General features: G+C 68.9%; 21 protein-coding genes. 7 read left to right on the top strand and 14 right to left on the bottom strand.

The features are described from left to right. The 4 genes from BST44_RS30695 to BST44_RS21580 all read right to left on the bottom strand — a co-directional run. Positions 1 to 697: hypothetical protein (locus BST44_RS30695; protein WP_142274626.1), on the bottom strand; the 697-nt coding region annotated here is incomplete at its 3' end. 40 nt (positions 698 to 737) lie between these two features. After that, complete coding sequence (locus BST44_RS21590) at positions 738 to 1,205, bottom strand: lipoprotein LpqH (protein ID WP_083179132.1); 468 nt, start codon at positions 1,203 to 1,205, stop codon at positions 738 to 740. A gap of 146 nt (positions 1,206 to 1,351) precedes the next feature. Continuing rightward, complete coding sequence (locus BST44_RS21585) at positions 1,352 to 1,999, bottom strand: S1 family peptidase (RefSeq protein WP_083179131.1); 648 nt, start codon at positions 1,997 to 1,999, stop codon at positions 1,352 to 1,354. A 171-nt stretch (positions 2,000 to 2,170) separates the two neighbouring features. Further along, the gene (locus BST44_RS21580) at positions 2,171 to 3,037 is read right to left on the bottom strand and encodes an alpha/beta fold hydrolase (RefSeq protein ID WP_208619865.1); all 867 of its coding nucleotides are present in this window, start codon (positions 3,035 to 3,037) and stop codon (positions 2,171 to 2,173) included. Positions 3,038 to 3,099: 62 nt separating this feature from the next. Here BST44_RS21580 and BST44_RS21575 point away from each other — a divergent pair, with 62 nt between their 5' ends. Continuing rightward, a complete protein-coding gene (locus BST44_RS21575) occupies positions 3,100 to 4,584 on the top strand; it encodes an amidase (RefSeq protein ID WP_083179130.1) in 1,485 nt (494 codons plus the stop codon). On the opposite strand, the gene BST44_RS30490 is transcribed toward BST44_RS21575, so the two are convergent. Beyond that, positions 4,585 to 4,761 carry a hypothetical protein gene (locus tag BST44_RS30490; RefSeq protein WP_167380239.1) on the bottom strand — a complete coding sequence of 59 codons (177 nt, stop codon included), beginning with the start codon at positions 4,759 to 4,761 and terminating at the stop codon, positions 4,585 to 4,587. It abuts the gene before it with no gap. Between the two features lie 189 nt (positions 4,762 to 4,950). Next, complete coding sequence (locus BST44_RS21570; RefSeq protein WP_083179129.1) at positions 4,951 to 6,099, bottom strand: TDT family transporter; 1,149 nt, start codon at positions 6,097 to 6,099, stop codon at positions 4,951 to 4,953. Positions 6,100 to 6,204: 105 nt separating this feature from the next. Between BST44_RS21570 and BST44_RS21565 the strand changes: the two genes are divergently transcribed. Together BST44_RS21565 and BST44_RS21560 are read left to right on the top strand one after the other, a co-directional pair. Then, a complete protein-coding gene (locus BST44_RS21565; protein ID WP_244184893.1) occupies positions 6,205 to 6,432 on the top strand; it encodes a hypothetical protein in 228 nt (75 codons plus the stop codon). Positions 6,433 to 6,710: 278 nt separating this feature from the next. After that, positions 6,711 to 8,267: an LCP family protein gene (locus BST44_RS21560; RefSeq protein WP_142274625.1), complete on the top strand. Its 1,557-nt coding sequence runs from the start codon at positions 6,711 to 6,713 to the stop codon at positions 8,265 to 8,267. A gap of 125 nt (positions 8,268 to 8,392) precedes the next feature. On the opposite strand, the gene BST44_RS21555 is transcribed toward BST44_RS21560, so the two are convergent. Next, positions 8,393 to 9,184, bottom strand: coding sequence for an SDR family NAD(P)-dependent oxidoreductase (locus BST44_RS21555; RefSeq protein ID WP_083179126.1), 792 nt, complete (start codon positions 9,182 to 9,184; stop codon positions 8,393 to 8,395). 76 nt (positions 9,185 to 9,260) lie between these two features. Between BST44_RS21555 and BST44_RS21550 the strand changes: the two genes are divergently transcribed. After that, positions 9,261 to 10,154: an NAD(P)-dependent oxidoreductase gene (locus tag BST44_RS21550; protein WP_083179125.1), complete on the top strand. Its 894-nt coding sequence runs from the start codon at positions 9,261 to 9,263 to the stop codon at positions 10,152 to 10,154. On the opposite strand, the gene BST44_RS21545 is transcribed toward BST44_RS21550, so the two are convergent. The 4 genes from BST44_RS21545 to BST44_RS21530 all read right to left on the bottom strand — a co-directional run bounded on the left by BST44_RS21545 (position 10,137) and on the right by BST44_RS21530 (position 13,534). Next, on the bottom strand, positions 10,137 to 10,967 hold the full coding sequence (locus BST44_RS21545) for an SDR family oxidoreductase (RefSeq protein ID WP_083179124.1): 831 nt from the start codon (positions 10,965 to 10,967) through the stop codon (positions 10,137 to 10,139). The genes BST44_RS21550 and BST44_RS21545 overlap by 18 nt on opposite strands. 104 nt (positions 10,968 to 11,071) lie before the next feature. Continuing rightward, positions 11,072 to 11,995 (bottom strand): enoyl-CoA hydratase, encoded by a 924-nt coding sequence (locus BST44_RS21540; RefSeq protein ID WP_083179123.1) that lies wholly within the window; start codon positions 11,993 to 11,995, stop codon positions 11,072 to 11,074. A 64-nt stretch (positions 11,996 to 12,059) separates the two neighbouring features. Then, positions 12,060 to 12,857, bottom strand: coding sequence for an ABC transporter permease (locus BST44_RS21535; RefSeq protein WP_083179137.1), 798 nt, complete (start codon positions 12,855 to 12,857; stop codon positions 12,060 to 12,062). Continuing rightward, on the bottom strand, positions 12,854 to 13,534 hold the full coding sequence (locus tag BST44_RS21530) for an ABC transporter ATP-binding protein (protein ID WP_208619864.1): 681 nt from the start codon (positions 13,532 to 13,534) through the stop codon (positions 12,854 to 12,856). Before BST44_RS21530 ends, BST44_RS21535 begins: the two co-directional genes overlap by 4 nt. A gap of 16 nt (positions 13,535 to 13,550) precedes the next feature. Here BST44_RS21530 and BST44_RS29690 point away from each other — a divergent pair, with 16 nt between their 5' ends. The 3 genes from BST44_RS29690 (at position 13,551) to BST44_RS21520 (ending at position 15,845) form a co-directional block, all read left to right on the top strand. Then, entirely contained in the window at positions 13,551 to 13,715 is a 165-nt protein-coding gene (locus BST44_RS29690) for a hypothetical protein (RefSeq protein ID WP_007166428.1), read from the top strand. Then, on the top strand, positions 13,716 to 15,197 hold the full coding sequence (locus tag BST44_RS21525; RefSeq protein ID WP_083179122.1) for an alpha,alpha-trehalose-phosphate synthase (UDP-forming): 1,482 nt from the start codon (positions 13,716 to 13,718) through the stop codon (positions 15,195 to 15,197). A gap of 69 nt (positions 15,198 to 15,266) precedes the next feature. Next, positions 15,267 to 15,845, top strand: a complete 579-nt coding sequence (locus tag BST44_RS21520; protein ID WP_083179121.1) for a hypothetical protein — start codon at positions 15,267 to 15,269, stop codon at positions 15,843 to 15,845. Positions 15,846 to 15,851: 6 nt separating this feature from the next. On the opposite strand, the gene BST44_RS21515 is transcribed toward BST44_RS21520, so the two are convergent. Genes BST44_RS21515 through BST44_RS21505 form a run of 3 tightly spaced genes read right to left on the bottom strand, consistent with a single transcriptional unit; the run spans position 15,852 to position 18,756 of the window. Further along, the gene (locus tag BST44_RS21515; protein WP_083179120.1) at positions 15,852 to 16,343 is read right to left on the bottom strand and encodes a mammalian cell entry protein; all 492 of its coding nucleotides are present in this window, start codon (positions 16,341 to 16,343) and stop codon (positions 15,852 to 15,854) included. Beyond that, entirely contained in the window at positions 16,343 to 17,032 is a 690-nt protein-coding gene (locus BST44_RS21510) for an Rv1363c family protein (RefSeq protein WP_208619863.1), read from the bottom strand. Before BST44_RS21510 ends, BST44_RS21515 begins: the two co-directional genes overlap by 1 nt. Then, entirely contained in the window at positions 17,032 to 18,756 is a 1,725-nt protein-coding gene (locus BST44_RS21505; RefSeq protein ID WP_083179118.1) for a virulence factor Mce family protein, read from the bottom strand. Before BST44_RS21505 ends, BST44_RS21510 begins: the two co-directional genes overlap by 1 nt. Positions 18,757 to 18,769: the final 13 nt, after the last annotated feature.

Below are 18,769 nucleotides of genomic sequence, written 5' to 3'. Positions count from 1 at the left end.
CCCGGGGGGGCGGCGGGGGCCGGGGCGGGGCGCGGCCCCCCCCCCCGCCCCCGCGGGGGGGGGGGGGGGGCGGCGCGCCGTGGGCCACGACGCTGAAGCCCGCACGCGCGTCGCCGGGCCCGCCTATCTGGGCGTTGCCGCTGGCGTAGGTACCGCGGGGAACGTAGGGCGGGTGCGGGGGCTGGGTGCTCGGCGGGTTGAGGGCCTGCCTGCCTTGCGGCGGAGGGTTGTGCTCGTTGGCGGGCGCGTTGGATTGTCCGCCCGGCGGGTTCTGCCCGTGCTCGCCCGGCTGGTTGTCCGGACCGTTCTGCTGGGGATACTGTCCGTGCTCGTTGGGTTCCGGCGGGTTGTCCGGCCCACCCTGCGGCGGGTTGTTCGGCCCGCCCTGCGGCGCGTTGCCCGGCCCGCCCTGCGGCGCGTTGTCCGGCCCGCCCTGCGGCGCATTGTTCGGCCCACCCTGCGGCGGGGTCTGCCCATGCCCGCCCTGGGGAGGGTTGTTTTGCCCGCCCGGCCCACCAGCGGGGCCGCTCGGCTGCCCTCCGGGGCCGCCGGGGTTGCCCCCGCCTCCGCCGCCATGACAGCCGGGACAGGGCGGCGGGGGGTCGAGCGGAGCCGCGAAGGCCGAACCGGTGTTCAAGGTAACCGCCGAGATGCTCAGGCCCGCCGCGACAGCCGCCGCACTGACGACACGTTTCATAGACATAACTGCGTCCCCTCTTGGGTGTCGGCCGCCCGCGCTACGGGCAGGTCACGTCCAACTCGAATGACTTGGTCACCTGCTGCGGTTGCTGCGGATTGCTCATGTCGAGCCCTGTCGCGGTGCCCTTGATTGCGTAGGTCTTCCCGTTCACCGCGGCCCCGGCGTTCCCGCCCTGGTTGGGGGCGGCGTCGGAAAAGCCGAGCGTGATGCCGTTGACAGTGCCCAGTCCGACCGAATGGACGATGGGCGGGTTCGCGGTGCTGACCACGGCGCCAACCCCGGCGGTCGGGTCACCGATGCCGATGTTGGTGTTGTCACCCGATGGTGTGCAGGTGACCTGGCCGCTGACGTTCTGAGCCTGACCGTCGACGATGACCTGCGGGCCCGCCGCGGACGGCGCCGACGAACCCGACGATCCCGTGCTGGATTTGTTGCTCGAACAGCCGGCGCACGCGGCGACCACTACGGCCACGCCCGCCACACCGACGACCATCCCATGCTTCACTACTGCTCTCCTTCGTGTCGCCGGTGTGGCACTGCACAACTCATTGGCCTCGTCAACGGGGCGAGCCCCCCACCAATACCGCGGGTCGTGATACCCGGTACCCGGGAGCTGCAAACGCTGTGAACGTGGCCGAGCGTGCTTGCCCGTCAAGGCAGAACGCGAAGGCCCCACTTGCCCAGCACCGGGTCGACGAGCGTGAAGTCGGTCGTGTAATCGTCACCGTCGGGCGAGGACGTCAACAGACCTACCGCACTTACGGTGCCGTCGGGGTTCTTGACGAAACCAGGACTGCCGCTGTCACCGTTGAGGCTGAACACGCTGGCTTCCACGACGCCGCCGTCCACGTGTCTCACGAAACCACACGTTTCACCGGTCACCGCACCTACCTTGCAGAAGGGCATGCCCTCACGAATCTGGTCCGCGTTCAACACATCCCGGACCTCGTAGCGTCCGCCGACATGCCCGAGGGGGACTCCGACGCTCGGGTCCAAGAGGATGATCGCGGCGTCCCTTGCATCACCCTCCTTCTCGCTGGCGGTGATCTTTCCGAGCGGGACGTCATTGCCGTATGTCCACGATGAGCCGTCGTGCCCGTCACAGTGGCCGCTGGTCATCAGGTAATAGCTGCCGTCACTGCCCTGGGCCGCGAATCCCGCTGTGCACGAGTTGTTGTCGTCTCCGACCTTGATGCCCGGCGTCACGCCCGCCTCCGCTCGCGCCGGACTCGCGAGCGTCGTCGAAGCGACGACCACGGCACCGACCAGACCCCACCCTCGCAACCACCGCATGGCCACGCCGCCTCTCTTCATGTGTCGGGCAGCATGTTAACAGCGCACGCACGTTTCGGCCCCCTGGGCGCGAAGTTCCCGGCCGCCGGCTCACGTGACCGAATTGACGTGAGCGACAGAACTTTTAGTGAATGACTTGCCGCGCAATGCGGTTCGGCTCATCCGAGATGCCGAGCGTCAGCCATCGGCATGGCGGGCAAGGAAGCCGAGGATGGCGTCGGCGAAGACGTCGTTGCGGTCGCCGGCGACCATATGCCCGGCACCGCGCACGTCGGTGAATTCGACCTGCGGGAAGCGTGACAGGAATTCGTCGGCGCGATCCTGGCTGACCAAATCGCTCATCTGACCCCGGATCAGCAGCATCGGCACGCCGGCGCGCAGGATCGCGTCCACGGCCGCGTGCATGCGGTCGGGGTCGGTGACCTCGAACGGGGGAAACGCGGCGGTCCCGCTGATGAACTGGGGATCCCAGTGCCAATACCAGCGATCACCCCGGCGGCGCAGGTTCGTCGTCAGGCCGTCGAGGTCCGTCGGGCGCGGCCGGTGCGGGTTGTACTCCGCGATCGCGTCAGCGACCTCGTCGAGGGAGGCGAACCCCGATTCCACCCGCTCGGACATGAAGGCGTGTATCCGGTTGGCCCCGGACTGGTCCATGTTCGGCACGATGTCCACCAACACGACCGCGCTGGCGATACCCGGCGAGAGCTCACCCGCGAGCAACATCGAGGTGAAGCCGCCCAAGGACGCGCCAACCAGCACCGGTTGCGGCGGCAGCGCGGCCAGCACTTCCTGGACGTCACCGGCGAAGCTGACGACGCGGTAATCGCCCTCGTCGGACCAGTCGGATTCGCCGTGGCCACGCAGGTCGACGGTGACCGCTTGCCAGCCGCGCTGCGCCACGGCCGCAGCGGCCTTGCCCCACGATCGGCGGGTCTGCCCACCGCCATGCAGGAACACCACGGCCCGCGCCTGCGGATCGCCCAGGCGGTCTGCGACGATACGCACGCCGCCGGGCCCCTGGATCGAAAACGATTCAACTGCCATGGGCATCAGGTGATACTAAGCCGCTTCAATACGATGCAGCGGGGCGTCCCGAGGAGAAAACGATGCGGCTTGACGAGTACATGTCCTTGGATGCGACCGCGCTGGCCGGACTGGTCGAGCGCAAGCAGGTCACGCCGCCCGAACTGCTCGCGTTGGCGCGGCGACGCGCGGACGCGGTGAACCCGCGGCTGAACGCGATCGTCCGACCCCTCGGCGAGGTGGCCGACCGGCGGGCCGCCGACCCGAACCTGAGCGGCCCGTTCGCCGGCGTGCCCTTCCTGATCAAGGACCTTGCCCAGGAGTATCGCGGCTTTCCGACCGCGAGCGGTTCCCGGTCGCTGGCCAACGACGTGGCCGACCGGCACGCCCTGGTCACCCAGCGGTTCCTGGACGCGGGGCTGGTGATCTTCGGCATGACCAACACCCCGGAGTTCGGGGCCAAGGGCGTCACGGAATCGGACTATTGGGGACCGGCGCGCAACCCGTGGAACACCGACCACACTCCGGGCGGCTCATCGGGAGGATCCGGTGCCGCCGTCGCGGCCGGAATCGTTCCGGCGGCCGGCGCCAACGACGGCGGCGGATCGATCCGCATCCCCGCCGCCTGCAACGGGCTCGTCGGCCTCAAGTTCAGCCGGGGTCTGTCACCCTATGGCCCGCAGACGGGCGAGCCGATGTTCGGCATGGTGACCCAGGGCGTCGTTTCGCGCACCGTGCGCGACAGCGCCGCCCTGTGCGACGCGGTCATCGGCCGCGATCCGCACGCCGCCTACGAAGTCGCCCTTCCGTCAGGCACTTTCGCCGAGCACATCAACCGTCGTCCGGAGGGGCTGCGGATCGGATACTCGTGGTCCTCGGCGATCAACCCGCATCCCGGCCGGGAGGCCATCGCCGCGGTGGAACGGGCGGTGGCGCTGCTGGGCGATCTGGGACATCGGGTGGAGGAGGTTCCGCCGCCGTACGACGACGACGCGTTGGCCCGTGACTTTCTGACCATCTGGTTCGCGCAGCTCTATCACCACGTCGCCGACGCCCGACACCGCACCGGCGCACGCGACCGTGATTTCGAGGCCGACACGCTGGCGGTCAGTGAACTCGCCCGGTCCGCCGGCGTCCTGGCGCCCATCTTCGCGTTGGAAAACAGGAACAATCACATTCGCTCGCTGGCCTCGTTCCACCAGACCTTCGATTGCCTGCTGACCCCCACGCTGGCCACGCCGCCCCTGCGGGTCGGCGCCACCGCGACACCGCGGCCCCTGCAACACGTGGCCCGCGTCGCCAGCAGGCTGCGCGCGGGAAAAGTCATGGCGCTCAGCGGGATTCTCGACCAATTGGTCCAGGAAAGCCTGGGATGGGTGCCCTACACGCAACTCGCCAACATCACCGGGCGCCCCGCGATCAGCGTGCCCCTGCATTGGACCGATAGCGGGCTTCCGCTCGGCGTGCAGTTGGTGGGGCGGCTGGGCGCCGACGGCGACCTCCTGCGGCTGGCGGCCCAACTCGAGGAAGCCAGCCCGTGGGCGCACCGATATCCGGCGCCCGCGTGACTAACCCGGGTCGCGTTCGCTCCGCGGCGCGTGATCGCCTCGCCACAGCCGAGCGAACCGCTTGGCGACGTCGCCGAGCCGATTCCCCGCTCGTTGGGACGCCTTGATCTTGCCGAGGGTCTGCTCGCCCTCCGCGGCGTAATCCTTGACCGATTCGTCGCCTTCCTCAGCACGCATCCTTAAAACCTCCGGTCCTGGTAGAGCTTTTGCTGTCCCTGTTCGGCGCTCGACGGCGGCAGACGCCCGGCTTGGTCGGCAATCGCTCGGTCCGCCGCGGCACTCGTCGTTGCGCCCCCCGATCGGGCTCAGGATGGCCTACCCACGGGCCCCGGGAGTCGAAACCTCAGCGGCACCGGCCTCCGCCGCTCAGGTCACCGGTTCCTTGCTGGCCTTGACGGGCGCCGCGCTCGGCGGCAGCCGGAGCAGGTTGCCGCGCAGGCTCCCCCGCGCGGTACGGGCAGCCACCAGCAACCAGGTGAACAACAGCCCTGCGTAAGCGATCGCCGCCGCCACCCGGAACGCGGGCAGGTGAGTGTGGCCCGCCAGCTGCGAGGTCCCCGTGACGAAGGTCCCGACCGGGAAGGTCAAGCTCCACCAGGTGAGCGCGAACGGCATGCCGCGCCGCAGCGTGCGCACGGTCAGCGCGGTGGCCAACGCGATCCACAACACCGCGAAACCCCACACCGGAACCCCATAGAGGACGGCGAAAGCATTCAAGTCCTCGGCCAGTTCAGGGTCGACGGCCAGTCCGGCGCTGGCACCCAAAAGCCCCGCGGCGGTGATGGATTGGCCCAGCGGTCCCAACACGATCCACAGCGTGGGCACGCGCGCGGAGCCCGACGTGCCGTACAGGGTCAGGCGCGCCCAGATCATCGCGATGATGTTCAGCGAGGCCAGCAACGAGAGCCCGAACATCGCGTAGCAGCCGTACAGCATGGTCGCGCGCGCGGTGCCCGCCGACATGTGCGGCAGCAGCAGGGCGCCCGTGGCCGCGGTCACCATCGGCGGAACCACCGGCATCAGCCAACCACCAAAGGCCGCGTCGGGCTCGACGTTGTGCTGGGTGAACATCAGGAACGGAATGCTCACCGCGGTGAACAGGCCGCCCAGCGTTCCGGCGGTCCACAACACCCAATCCAGATCGACGGCGATGCGCCCACCGATCAGGTCCCGTCCGACCAGCACCGCTCCCCCACCGACCGTCATCAGCGCCATCGGCGCGGCGCCGTAGAAGTGCGCCATCTGCGGATTGCGCGCATGGGTGCGCGCCACGGTGGGGTGGCGCAACCAGTGCCCGCCGACGAGCAGGATCAGCGCCACCAGCAGGACGGCGGCGATCACCCAGACCACTTGGGCGAATGCGCGCAAGCCCACCACATGCACGGGCAGGGTGGCACCGGCGATGGCGACGATCCCGGTGCCCATGACGGACGCGAACCAGTTGGGCCCGATGTTGCCCAGTACCTCGACCCGGGTTTGCGGCGACGGTGTCCGGTCCGGGTTTGCGACGGCCATAGCTGCAAAACCCTACTGCGTGCGGCCGAACCGGGCGGGCCAGCCGCATACACTCCAACGGTGATGCATCCGACGCCGACGAGGCGGGCACGCGGCAGAGTTCCGATGACCGTCGGGATCGCTGTGGTGGTGCTCCTCGCCGTTCTCGCCGTCCCCATCAAGCAACGATGCGGGGCGCCGGGCCTGTCGTGCGCGACGGCGGTGGACCCGCGGGGCAACGTTCACTACTACTACGAGGTCGAACCGCTCGGTGTGTACGTGGCCGAGGTCATCACCGGCTCGAACATCACCGTTTTCTACGATTCGGGCGAAGACCTCGTCAACGCCCGCTAGTAGCGGTGTCGGCTCGGTAACGACTTCGGGGCGATCTCCCCGCCGGTGTGACGTTGTCGAGACCACGGCGCGACACCGAACGCAGAAAACGCTGGTCACGCGCATATCGCCGCCGCGCGCGGGGGCCCGGCGCGCCGGGCGGGGCCGGCCTGGAGGGCCTTCTCGATTGGGGGCTTCACAGCAAGCTAACGCATACTTGTCACCATGCTCGAAGCGACATCGCCGCAAACCGCCGTTGCGGTGCCTGGTGATGCGCTGGGTGTGGGCAGAGGTTTGTGATGGCCCGCTCGGGCGGTGCCCATCGCCGCCATCGAGCCGTCCGTCGACCCTCACGTTTTCGCAGAGGGCTGACGCGCACCCTGGGCGCGCTGGTCTCCGTCGCGGCGGTCGGCCTGACCGGGGCCGGGTACTACGTGGCGCACGGGGCACTGGGCGGGATCACCGTTTCGAACGCCCTACAGCCCGACGACCCGCGGTCCAGCGGCGACAACATGAACATCCTGTTGATCGGCCTGGACTCGCGTAAAGATCAGGACGGCAACGACCTGCCCTGGTCGATCCTCAAGCACCTGCATGCGGGCGATTCCGACGACGGCGGCTACAACACCAACACGCTGATCCTGGTGCACGTCAGCGCCGACAACAAGGTCGTCGCGTTTTCGATTCCGCGTGACGACTGGGTGCCCTTCACCGGGGTCCCCGGATACAACCACATCAAGATCAAGGAGGCGTACGGCCTCACCAAGCAGTACGTCGCGAACAAACTCGCCAACCAGGGCGCCAGCAGCCAGAAAGAGCTCGAGACCAAGGGGCGCGAGGCCGGCCGGGCGGCGACCCTGCGCGCGGTGCGAAACCTGACCGGCGTGCCGATCGACTATTTCGCCGAGGTCAACCTGGCCGGGTTCTACGACCTGGCGCAAACCCTGGGCGGGGTGGAGGTCTGCCTCAACCATCCCGTCTACGACTCGTATTCCGGCGCCGACTTCCCGGCCGGCCGGCAAACACTCGACGCCGCGCAGGCCCTGGCTTTCGTTCGCCAGCGCCACGGGCTGGAAAACGGGGACCTGGACCGCACCCATCGGCAACAGGCCTTCATTTCGTCGGTCATGCAGGAGCTGCAGGCCGCCGGCACCTTCACCAACCTGGACAAGCTCAAGAGCCTGATGGCGGTGGCACGCAAGGACGTCGTGCTGTCGGCCGGTTGGGACGAGGAGATGATCCAGCGGCTGGGTTCGCTGGCGTCCAGCGGGAACGTCGAATTCCGGACGTTGCCGGTGGTGCGCTACGACAACATCGACGGCCAGGACGTCAACATCATCGATCCGGCCGCGATCAAAGCCGAGGTGGCCGCGGCCATCGGCGCCTCGCCCCCGACCACGACTCCGGCCACCACGGCCGCCAAACCGAACCCGTCGACCGTCGTCGATGTGATCAATGCCGGTAACACGAGCGGTCTCGCGACCGAGGTGTCGCGCGCCCTGCAGAACCACGGCTACACCACGGGGCAGACCCGCGACCGCAACTCGGGCGAACCGACCGCGAGCACGGTCGCGTACGGCGTCGGCGCGCAGACCGACGCGGGCAACGTGGCCAAACTGCTCGGCCTCGACGCGCCCAGTCGGCCCGACCCCAGCGTGCAGCCCGGACACATCCGAGTGACCGTGGACACCAATTTCTCGGTCTCGATGGTCGACGACGGCACCGCGGATGACACGTCGACGACCACGACGTCCACCAAGGCCAAGACGTACTACTACAACGGCACCACCACGACCTACCCGACGCCGGATCAGGGCAAGCCGATCGACGGCGGCGGCGTGCCGTGCGTTAACTAGCGGCGATCGCAAGCGCGGCGAAGCCGGGCGCCGCGGGTCGCCGCCATTGGACCCGCGGCGATCGCAAGCGCGGCGAAGCCGGGCGCCGCGGGTCGCCGCCATTGGACCCGCGGCACGGTTGCAGGCTAGGCGTGCGTTCCGCCGTCGATGCGGATCTCGGTCCCGGTGATGAAAGCGCCGTCCTCGGAGACCAGCATGGCGATCACCCCGGCCACCACGGACGGGTCGGCCATCCCGGTGCCGCTTGACTCCACGGTGGTGGGCAGGATCGGCATCAATCTCGAAAACAGCGCCCAGTCCGCGTCTTTCGGGATGTAACCGCCGGTCGCATCGGTGATGCCGGACTTGATGCTGCCGGGCGCCACGCACACCGCGCGCAGGCCCTCGCGCGCGTATTCGAGCGCCAGCGAATGGGTGAAGGCCTGGATGCCGCCCTTGCTCGCCGCGTAAGCCGCCATGTAGGGGTGGGCGAACGATGCCGAGGTCGAACTGAAGTTGACGATCGCACTGCGCGGATTTGCCAGCAGTGTTGAAAGTGCTTCGCGTACAACGAGAAACGTCCCGGTCAAGTTGACTCCGACGATTTGGTTCCACAGTTCCAGGCTGGTCTGGTGGGTGTGCGCGGCGCGCAGGATGCCGGCGGCGTTCACCACCGAATCCAGACCGCCGAGGGATTCGACGGCCCGGCGCACGCCGTCGATCACCGAATCCTCGTTCCCCACGTCCATCGGCATGGTGGTGAGGCGGCCGGCGGTCGCGGCCTGGCCCGCGCGGGTCCGCGTGGCCTGCAGGCCCTCCTGCGCGACGTCGGAGGCCACCACGGCCGCGCCCTCGTCCAGGAGGCGCAGCGCGGTCGCCTGGCCGATTCCCGATGCGGCGCCGGTCACCAGGATCCGCTTGCCTTCGAGTCGCTTCATCGCTGCTCCCGTGCTCGTCGCGTCGTTAGGCGCCCATCATCGCAAAGGACGGCCCCGAACAAGGCAGAGTGGACGCATGGACATCGGATTCATCGGCTTGGGGAAGATGGGCCAGGCGATGGCCGCGAACCTGTTGAAGGCGGGCCATCACCTCACCGTCTACAACCGCTCGCCCGGCAGGGCGGCGTACCTGGTCCAGCGGGGCGCCGCCGCCGCAGCAACGGTCGCCGAGGCGTGCACCGGCGAGGTGGTGTTCACCATGCTGGCCGACGACGCCGCCGTCGAGGCCGTGACCTTCGGCGACGACGGCCTCGTGGCTTCGCTGGCGGCGGGCGCCACCCACGTGTCGTCGAGCACCATCAGCGTGGCCCTCTCGGAGCGCCTGGCGACCGCGCACGCCGAAGCCGGTCAGGGGTACGCCGCGGCGCCGGTGTTCGGCAGGCCCGAAGCGGCTGCGGCCGCAAAGCTTTTCGTGGTCGCGGCGGGCCGGCCGCAAACCCTGCAGCCATTGGCGCCGGTGTTCGACGCGATCGGGCAGCGGACCTTCGTGGTGTCCGAACAGCCGCACACCGCCAACCTGGTGAAGCTGAGCGGCAACTTCCTGATCGCCTCGGTCATCGAGAGCGTCAGCGAGGCCGTGGCGCTGGTGGCCAAGGCCGGGGTTGACAGGCAGCAGTACGTCGACATCCTCACGTCGACGTTGTTCGCGGCGCCCGTCTACCAGACCTACGGCGGGTTGATCGCGCGCCGGGAATTCGAGCCAGCCGGGTTCGCCGCCCAGCTTGGCCTCAAAGACGTTCGGCTGGCACTCGCCGCCGCCGAGCAGCTGCAGGTGCCCCTGCCGGTGGCGAGCCTGTTGCGCGACCGCTTCCTCACCCTGGTCGCCACGGGTGGCGCCGACCTGGACTGGTCGGCCCTGGCCACGCTCGCCGACCGAGACGCCGGCCTGTCTTCAGACGACTCCGCGTAGCCCGTCGGCGCCGAATGCCGGCTCCAGCATCGCCGAGTAGTCCGGACCGCGCCGCAGCATGAGCCCGCCGTCGACGTTGATGACCTGCCCCGTGATATAGCAGGCGGCGTCGCTGAGCAGGAACATTGCCAGGTTGGCGACGTCCTCGACCTCGCCGGGCCGCGGCAGCGGCGTGCACTCGCGGTAGTCCTCGCTCACCTCCGGCAGGGCGAACACCGGCGCGACCAGGTCGGTGCGGATCAGGCCGGGCCGAATGCTGTTGACGCGCACCCAGGACGGGCCGAGCTCGTCGGCGGCCAACTGCATCATGTGGTCGACGGCCGACTTGCTGACCCCGTAGGCGCCGAACCACCGGTGGGTGTTGCTGGCCGCGATCGACGAGATGCCCACGAACGAACCGCCGCCGCCACGGACCAGCTCGCGGGCGACGTGCTTGAGCACGTACATGGTGCCGTTGACATTCAGGTCGACGGTGCGTCGCCAGCCTTCCGAGTCGATCTGGGTGATCGGCCCGATGGTCTCCGAGCCACCCGCACAATGCACCGCCCCGTGGAGTTGACCGTGCCAGGCCGTCGCCGCGTCGACCGCGCGGGCGGCCTCCTCCTCGTTGGTGACGTCGGTCGGCTCGTAGCGAATCGAGCCGGGACCCCCGAGCGCTTCGATCTCGCTGACCGCCCCGGCCAGCCGGTCGGGGTTGCGGCCGGCGATCATCACCGAGGCGCCGGCCGCGACCAGCCCGGCGGCCACGCCTTTGCCGATGCCGCTGCCACCGCCGGTGACCAGATATGTCCGGTTTTCGAAAGAAAGCTGCACGCGACGCCCTCTCAAACTGAAACAGGTTCTAGATATCGAACCACGGGAAGAACTCGCCGCGGCAGCGGGTGCGGGTCACACCCGGCGCAAGCGAGCGCTCAGCACTACGGGGTGTCGCGGCGGGCCACCTGTGTCGGCTTGGCGTTGCGCCAGTCCTCCACATCGGGCGGCAGGCCGACCGCGTACCTGTTCTCGTTGTGGGCCGCCCAGTGCGCATGCCCCAACTCGTGGATGTGGAACGCGTGACGCAACGCCTCGGTGAATCCCATTGCGTCCGAAGCGGCGTTGACCGAGTCCTTGACCAGCAACGCCGCCATCGTGGGACGGTCGGCGATGCGCCGCGCGAAGTCCAGTGTCTTTTCTGCCAGCTCGTCGACCGGGAACACCTTGGACACCATGCCGAGCCGGTAGGCCTCGTCGGCGTCGAGCGCATCACCGGTGAGCAGCAGCTCTTTGGCCTTGCGGGGACCGAATTCCCAAGGGTGAGCGTAATATTCGACGCCCGGCATGCCGAGACGCACCGCAACCACATCGCTGAACTTCGCGTTGTCGGCGGCCACGATCAGGTCGCACGCCCAGATCAGCATCAGGCCCGCGGAGATCGCATTCCCCTGCACCTGGGCGATGGTGATCTTCCGCAAATCGCGCCAGCGGCAGGTGTTCTGGAAGAAGTAGTGCCACTCCTGCAGGTAGATCTTCTCCGCGATGGGATCGCGGGTCCCGCCGTTGATGCGGAAGCTCGGCAGCTGGCTGCGCTCGGCGATCGCCAGCTCCGAACCCAGGTCGTGACCCGCGGAGAAGTTGCGCCCCCGCGCCGCCAGGATCACCACGCGCACGGTGTCGTCGGCCTCGGCGCGCAGAAACGCCTCGTCGAGCTGGACCAGCAGTCCGCGGCTTTGCGCGTTGTGGGCGTCGGGCCGGTTGAGCCAGATCCGCGCGATGCGGCCCTCGTCGAGGGTCTCGTAGGTCACCAACTCGTCAGCATCGGCGTTGCCCGTCTGGGAACCGGCTTGCTCGGAGAGTGTCATTCGGCCCACCTCACTCGTTTTCACGTCCGACGTCTTTACACATTACGGTCAGTGTGTAAGCGGGTCACCGGTGGGTGGCGGAGCCGCCCGTCCGCCCGCCGAGCGGCAGCAGCCGGTGGTCGCGGGTGAAGGCCAGGCGGACGAGTCCCAGCGCGACGATGACCGTGGTGGCCGCGACCGAGCCCAGGATCAGGAACATCACCACGGCCTGGACCAGCACGGCCTGCACGGGGTGGACGCCGGCGAGGATGAGACCCGTCATGGCGCCCGGGAGGAACACCAGCCCGGTGGCTTTGGTCGTCTCGATCTGCGGCGATATCGCCGAACGCAACGCGGTCCGCAGGTAGGGGGCGGCGGCCTGCCGGGAGGGGAGCCCCAGGGCGAGCCTGGCTTCCACCTCGTCGCGCTTGTCGCGCAGCTCGTCGACCAGCCGCCGGGCCACCAACACCGTCGCGGTCATCGAGTTGCCGATCATCATCCCGGCGATCGGCACCAATGTCCGCGCCTGCAGGGGAAACACCCGCAGCCCGAAGATCACGCCGAGGGTGATGACCGCCGCGGCGGCGAACGCGGCGACCGCCAGCGGCCCCAGCCGGGGCACCTCCGGCGCCCGGCGACGGGCGAGGTCCCCCGCGTAGGCCACCATTCCGGCCACCCAGGCCCAGGCCCACCACACGGAGCGGCCGGGTTCGAACAGCAACGTCAGTGCGCCGCCGACGAGCAGCAACTGCACCAGGGCGCGGGCCGCCGCCCACACCAGCTGCCCCTGCAGCCCCAACCGCTGCCACAGCGACACCGCCGCCGCGAACGCCACCAGGACCAGCGACGCGGCCAGGCCCGCCCAGCCCACCTGGCCGCTCACCACGTCACCGACCCGACCGGGCCGAGCCCCAGGCTGCGGCCCCGTTCGATGCGCAGGACCCTGTCGGCGGCCCGCTCGACCTGCGCGGCATCGTGGGTGACCCACACCGCCGGGATGCCGTCGGCGGCCAGCTCACGCACGGCCCGCTCGATCACCCGGGCGGCTTCGGCGTCGACGGCCGAGGTCGGCTCGTCGAGCAGCAACACCTGCGGCTGGGCCATCAACGTGCGGGCCAGGCACATGCGCTGCGCCTCTCCACCCGACAGCGCGGTGGCGTCGCGGTCCAGCCACGACCCCGTCAGCGCCACCCTCGCCAGGGTGTCCCGCATCCGCGTGTCGGACGCGTCGGGATCGGCCGCGCGCAGGTTGTCGGCCACCGTCCCCGGGAACGGTGTCGGACGCTGGAAACACATGCCCACCCGGCGCCGCAGCCACAACGGATCGACGCCTGCGACGTCTTCCCCGTGGAACAACACCGTGCCGCTCGTCGGCACCTCGAGGCGATTGCACAAGCGAAGCAGGGTCGATTTGCCCGATCCGGACGGACCGAACACGGCCGTCACGCCCCGCCCGGGAATGCCGGCCGTCAGGCCTTCCAACGCCCGCACCCCGTCCCGCTCCACAATCACGTCGAGGAACTCGAACATCAAGTCCTCACTCACCTGCCCATCGTGCATCACCTACAGTTAAGTCATGGCTACGAAATCTGACCCTGGCGAGATCGGCGACGTCGAGCCGGTCGCCGACAGCACCGCCAGTCAGGCCAGGCGAGTCGTCGCGGCGTACGCGACCGATGCCGACGAGTGCCGCGTCTTCCTGTCCATGCTCGGCATTGGGCCCGCAAAACTCGACGCGTAGATGGCTCCCGGGAACGGGCACGACTCGAAGACGCCGACGTTGGGGCATTCCGACTTCGTGGTGGTCGCCAACAGGCTGCCCGTAGATCAGGAGCGGCTCCCCGACGGAACCACGTCGTGGAAGCGCAGCCCGGGCGGGCTGGTGACGGCGCTGGAGCCGCTGCTGCGCCGCCGGCGCGGCGCGTGGGTCGGTTGGGCGGGGGTCGCCGAAGAAGAGGTCGATTTCGATGACGAGCCGATCGTCCAGGAGGACTTGGAGCTCCGCCCGGTCCGGCTGAGCGCCGATGACATCGCCCAGTACTACGAGGGGTTCTCGAACGCCACACTCTGGCCCCTGTATCACGACGTCATCGTCAAACCGATCTACCACCGCGAATGGTGGGAACGCTACGTCGAGGTCAACCGGCGCTTCGCCGAGGCCACCTCCCGCGCCGCCGCCCGCGGCGCGACCGTGTGGGTGCAGGACTACCAGCTGCAACTGGTCCCCAAGATGTTGCGCGAGCTGCGGCCCGACCTGACCATCGGCTTCTTCCTGCACATCCCCTTCCCCCCGGTGGAACTGTTCATGCAGTTGCCGTGGCGCACCGAGATCATCGAGGGACTGCTCGGCGCCGACCTGGTCGGCTTCCACCTGACCGGGGGCGCCCAGAACTTCCTGTTCCTGTCCCGGCGACTGATCGGCGCCAACACCTCCCGCGGCTCGGTCGGGGTGCGCTCGCGGTACGGCGAGGTCGATCTCGGGTCGCGAGTCGTCCGGGTGGGCGCCTTCCCGATCTCCATCGACTCCGGCTCGCTCGACCACGCCGCCCGCGACCGCGACGTTCGGCGGCGCGCCCGGGAGATCCGTGCGGAGCTTGGCAGCCCCCGCAAGGTGCTGCTCGGCGTCGACCGGCTCGACTACACCAAGGGCATCGACGTGCGGCTGAAGGCCTTCTCGGAGCTGCTCGCCGAAGGGCGCGCGAAACGCGACGACACCGTGCTGGTGCAGCTCGCGACGCCCAGCCGCGAACGGGTGGAGAGCTACCAGATCCTGCGCAATGACATCGAGCGCGAGGTGGGCCACATCAACGGCGAATACGCGGAGGTCGGCCATCCGGTGGTGCACTACCTGCACCGCCCGGTCCCCCGCAACGAGTTGATCGCGTTCTTCGTGGCCGCCGACGTCATGCTGGTCACCCCGCTTCGCGACGGCATGAACCTGGTGGCCAAGGAATACGTCGCCTGCCGCAGCGACCTCGGCGGCGCGCTGGTGCTGTCCGAATTCACCGGTGCCGCCGCCGAGCTTCGGCAGGCGTATCTGGTCAACCCGCACGACCTCGACGGCGTCAAGGACGCGATCGAAGCCGCGCTCACCCAGCCCGTCGAGGAGGGCCGGCGCCGGATGCGGGCAATGCGGCGCCAGGTCCTCGCGCACGACGTCGACCGGTGGGCGCGGTCGTTCCTGGAGGCGTTGGCGGAGCCGCGTTCGCAGGACGCCGAGTAAGCCGCCTGAACCCATGGTGTTGCCGCGTAATCGCTGTGATACTCAAGGGGTTGTGGAGGGAGGGGTCAGATGAAGCTCCGTCGCGGGCTGGCCGCGGGCGCCGGCATCTTCTCGGCAGTCGCCATCGGGATCGCGCTGGACTCCGGCGACCCGGCGCACGCCGTGGGTCCGCCACCGGACGGCAACTACAACTACAACGAGGCCGGTGTTTCCGGGGTGACGTGGACGGTCACGGCGCTGTGCGACCAGCCGTCGGGAACCCGCAACATGAACGACTATTCCGACCCGATCGTCTTCGCGATGAACTGCGCCCTGAACATCGTGAGCTCGACGCCCGAACGCATCACCCCCGCGGACAAGTTGCAGAACTTCAGCGGCAGGGCCCGAATGTCCAGCATGCTGTGGACCTTCAAAGTCGAGAAAACGGACGGTGTTTCGTGTCCCGGCGGCGGCACCGCGCCATCCACCGACACTTATGCGTTCAGCGACGAGAACATGAGCGGCACCCACACCAGCCTGCACGGCGCCGTCTGTGGGCTGCAGCCGGAGATGAAGAAGCAGCCGTTCTCGCTGCAGATGGCCGGGCCACCGCCCAGCCCGATCCAACGTTACCCGTTGTACTGCAACGGCATTGCGATGTGCTACTAGAACTTACTAGATCGGCGTGATGTAGGCGATCAGCCACTGTTTGCCGATCTTCTTGAAGTCGACCCGCAGCCTGCTGCCGTCGTAGAGCGGCTGCCGCGACTTGTCGGTCACAGTCCGGTTCATGTAGACCATCACCGATGCCGAATCGCGCTTGGCGGACATGACTCCCACGCCGACGACGCTGGCCTGGACGACCACCTCCCGCTTCTTGGCCTCCGGAATGATCTGTGTGTTGGCGCTTTTCCGGAACTCCTGGCGATAGTCCGGGGTCAACAACGGGTACGCGTCGCTGAGGCTGCGTTCGACCGTCTGATAGTCGTAAGCGAAGACCTCGGGAATCTCCTTGGTAGCCAAGCCCGGCAGCACCGCCCGGGCGGCCTCCTCCCCGCGCGTCTGCACCCGTGCCCAGTAGACCCAGCCGCCCGCCGCGGACAACCCGATTAATACCAAAGCCAGGAGGCAGCCCGCGACGACGAGCAGCCTGCGCCGCCACCGCATCAATTGCCCCCGTTGGGATACTTCAGGTCGTAACCCGTCATCCGGCCCTGCTCGTCCTCGTGCACGATGACCCGCAGGCGGTAGGGCATGGAAGGCTTGTTCACCCCGTCGATGTCGGCGACCGTGACGCGCACCGAAACGAGCACCGACGCGTTGTCGGTGACGTTGTCGATGCCCTCCAGGGCGGCGCCGTTGATGACGGCTTCCGACGTCGCGTCGGTGGAGCGGAAGATGCCCTTGAGGTTTTCGATGTTGTTGTTGGCTCCGAGCATGGCGCGCAGCGGCCCGCTGGTGCCGTTGAAGAACCGGTTCACGCTTTCGTCGATGTTGTCCTGCTTGTAACTGAACATGTTGACCACCGTCTGCGTGGCGGTGTCGACGAAGCGCTGGTCGCGCGCCTGTTGGGCGTTCGCATGCCGTTGCTGGACGACGAGCACGGCCAGGCAACCGGCCAGTGCGCCGATGGCCAGCAACATCGCGGCGAACGAAATCCACGCCACCAGGGCGCGATTCGGCTGCCGCCGCGGCGGCGGCTTGACCGACTTCAGCGTCTTGGCGGGCTGCGCCGGCCGCGTCGGCGCGGTGTCGACCTGCACCGTGGCGGCCCGCGTCGCTTCGGCTATCGCGGGACCGGCCGCCCGGGATGCCCGACGACGAACGCGCGCACTGGTCGCTGGCTCTTCTGCCACTACATCGGCCTCGGATCAAGCATCAGGTCCACCCAATTCTCGGCGCTGGACACGCCGCTAGCACCGGCCGCGAAAATACCAGTGCCGCCTGCCGGGTCCCTGAATGCTCCGGTCTTCTCGTCGTAGGTGGCATACGCCGGACCGCTGGCCTGCGGCTGCGGACCGGGTGGCGGCCCCCACGGCTTCTCCGGGCCCGGACCCGCCGGCGGGGGATTGATCCCCTCCGGCGGCGCCGGCGGCGGCAGCCACTTGGGATACGGCAGCTGCGGCGGCACCGGCGGAACCCCGGGCGGCTGCCACGACGTGAACGGCGGCGGCGGCCCGTTGTCGTTCGGCGGCGGCGGATCGTATGCCGGCTGCTTGTTCGGCAGCGGCCCCGGCCCCGGCACCACCCCGGGCGGCGGCGGCCCGACAATGGGAGTGCCCGGGTCCGGCTCCGCACCCGGCGGGATATACGGGAACTTGTTGGGCGGCAACACGTTCAGACCATTGGTCATCGGGGTGTCGTAGGGCACCGGCGGACCGCGCCACGGGTTGCGGCCAATCGGAACGTAGCCCTTCGGGTCCCGGCAGAGCTGAACGGTGGGCGCCCGTTTGCCGGGGAACTCCTGGCACGGATAGTTGCGCGCGCCCCGCACGGTGCTCGGATCGTTCTGCGCCACCTTGCAGTACATGTCCCTCGGCAGCTCGCGCACCGTCTCGTCGGCCGGCGTGCGCATCAACGGCGGGGGCAGGAAGCCGACGGCGCACGGCGGTGGGTCGTTGAGGTCCAGCTTGAAGTCCAGCTTCGCGCCCTCGTCCTGCGGTGCGCCACCGGCGGCCGTGGTGATCGCGGCGAACAGCGCCGGCAGCACCACCAGCAGCTGCTCGATCGACTTGTGATAGATCACGCCGACCCGGCCCAGGTTGGCCAGGCTGGCGGCCAGCGTCGGGAAGGACGGGCGGATGCCGGAGAACGCGGTGCTGGCCTCGTCTGCCGCGCCGGGGGCCGTGGCCAGGGTCTCGCGAAGTTGCGGATCGGCCTGGCGCACCTCGGAAGTGAACCGCGCGAGCCCGTCGGACAGCGACTTGATGTCGGCCCCGGCGCGAATCTGCGACTGCAGGAACGGGCCGGCCTGGTCGATGAGCTGGGAGACTTCCGGGTAGTTGGCGTTGGCCTCGTCGACCAGCAAGCGGGCCGACTCGAACAGCCGGGCCAGCTCGGGCCCCGACCCGTTGGCCGCGATGAACGTCTCATGTAACACCTCGCGCAAGCGGGTGTCACCCAGGCTGTTGGTCAGCGCCTCCGCCCGTTTCAACAGCTCGGCAACGTCCTGCCCGATCCGGGTGTTCTGTTGCTCGATCCGGAATCCGTTGCGCAGCTTGGTCCCCGACGGCGTGCTCGGCGGCACCAGGTCGATGTATTGCTCGCCGACCGCCGAGACGCTCTTGACGGTCGCGGTGACGTTCGACGGGATGGGGGTGCCGCTGTTCAGCCGCATTCCTGCCGTGACGCCATGGGGATTGAGCCCCACCGATTCCACCCGGCCCACGGCGACGCCACGGTAGGTGACGTTGGCGTTCTTGTACAGGCCGCCGCCGGCGACGAAATCGGCGGTCCCGGCGTAGGTGCCGAGCCCGAACGTCGCGGGCAGCCGCAGGTAGAAGATCGCCATCACGGTCAACGTGACGGCGGTGATCACCGCGAATATCCACAGCTGGATCTTGGTCAGTCTGTCGTGCATCTGCGCCCGCCCC

Origin of the sequence: Mycobacterium scrofulaceum, assembly GCF_002086735.1 — a bacterium.
GTDB lineage: Bacteria > Actinomycetota > Actinomycetes > Mycobacteriales > Mycobacteriaceae > Mycobacterium > Mycobacterium scrofulaceum.
The sequence above is the reverse complement of the archived record's forward strand: the minus strand, read 5'-3'. Positions and strand labels throughout refer to the sequence as shown.

What these genes read in the sequence shown, in the direction of transcription:
- BST44_RS21580 (WP_208619865.1), bottom strand. Translation starts at nt 3,037, where the DNA reads ATGGCAGTTGAATCGTTTTCGATCCAGGGGCCCGGCGGCGTGCGTATC.
- BST44_RS21575 (WP_083179130.1), top strand. Translation starts at nt 3,100, where the DNA reads ATGCGGCTTGACGAGTACATGTCCTTGGATGCGACCGCGCTGGCCGGA.
- BST44_RS30490 (WP_167380239.1), bottom strand. Translation starts at nt 4,761, where the DNA reads ATGCGTGCTGAGGAAGGCGACGAATCGGTCAAGGATTACGCCGCGGAG.
- BST44_RS21570 (WP_083179129.1), bottom strand. Translation starts at nt 6,099, where the DNA reads ATGGCCGTCGCAAACCCGGACCGGACACCGTCGCCGCAAACCCGGGTC.
- BST44_RS21565 (WP_244184893.1), top strand. Translation starts at nt 6,205, where the DNA reads ATGACCGTCGGGATCGCTGTGGTGGTGCTCCTCGCCGTTCTCGCCGTC.
- BST44_RS21560 (WP_142274625.1), top strand. Translation starts at nt 6,711, where the DNA reads ATGGCCCGCTCGGGCGGTGCCCATCGCCGCCATCGAGCCGTCCGTCGA.
- BST44_RS21555 (WP_083179126.1), bottom strand. Translation starts at nt 9,184, where the DNA reads ATGAAGCGACTCGAAGGCAAGCGGATCCTGGTGACCGGCGCCGCATCG.
- BST44_RS21550 (WP_083179125.1), top strand. Translation starts at nt 9,261, where the DNA reads ATGGACATCGGATTCATCGGCTTGGGGAAGATGGGCCAGGCGATGGCC.
- BST44_RS21540 (WP_083179123.1), bottom strand. Translation starts at nt 11,995, where the DNA reads ATGACACTCTCCGAGCAAGCCGGTTCCCAGACGGGCAACGCCGATGCT.
- BST44_RS21530 (WP_208619864.1), bottom strand. Translation starts at nt 13,534, where the DNA reads ATGCACGATGGGCAGGTGAGTGAGGACTTGATGTTCGAGTTCCTCGAC.
- BST44_RS29690 (WP_007166428.1), top strand. Translation starts at nt 13,551, where the DNA reads ATGGCTACGAAATCTGACCCTGGCGAGATCGGCGACGTCGAGCCGGTC.
- BST44_RS21525 (WP_083179122.1), top strand. Translation starts at nt 13,716, where the DNA reads ATGGCTCCCGGGAACGGGCACGACTCGAAGACGCCGACGTTGGGGCAT.
- BST44_RS21520 (WP_083179121.1), top strand. Translation starts at nt 15,267, where the DNA reads ATGAAGCTCCGTCGCGGGCTGGCCGCGGGCGCCGGCATCTTCTCGGCA.
- BST44_RS21515 (WP_083179120.1), bottom strand. Translation starts at nt 16,343, where the DNA reads ATGCGGTGGCGGCGCAGGCTGCTCGTCGTCGCGGGCTGCCTCCTGGCT.
- BST44_RS21505 (WP_083179118.1), bottom strand. Translation starts at nt 18,756, where the DNA reads ATGCACGACAGACTGACCAAGATCCAGCTGTGGATATTCGCGGTGATC.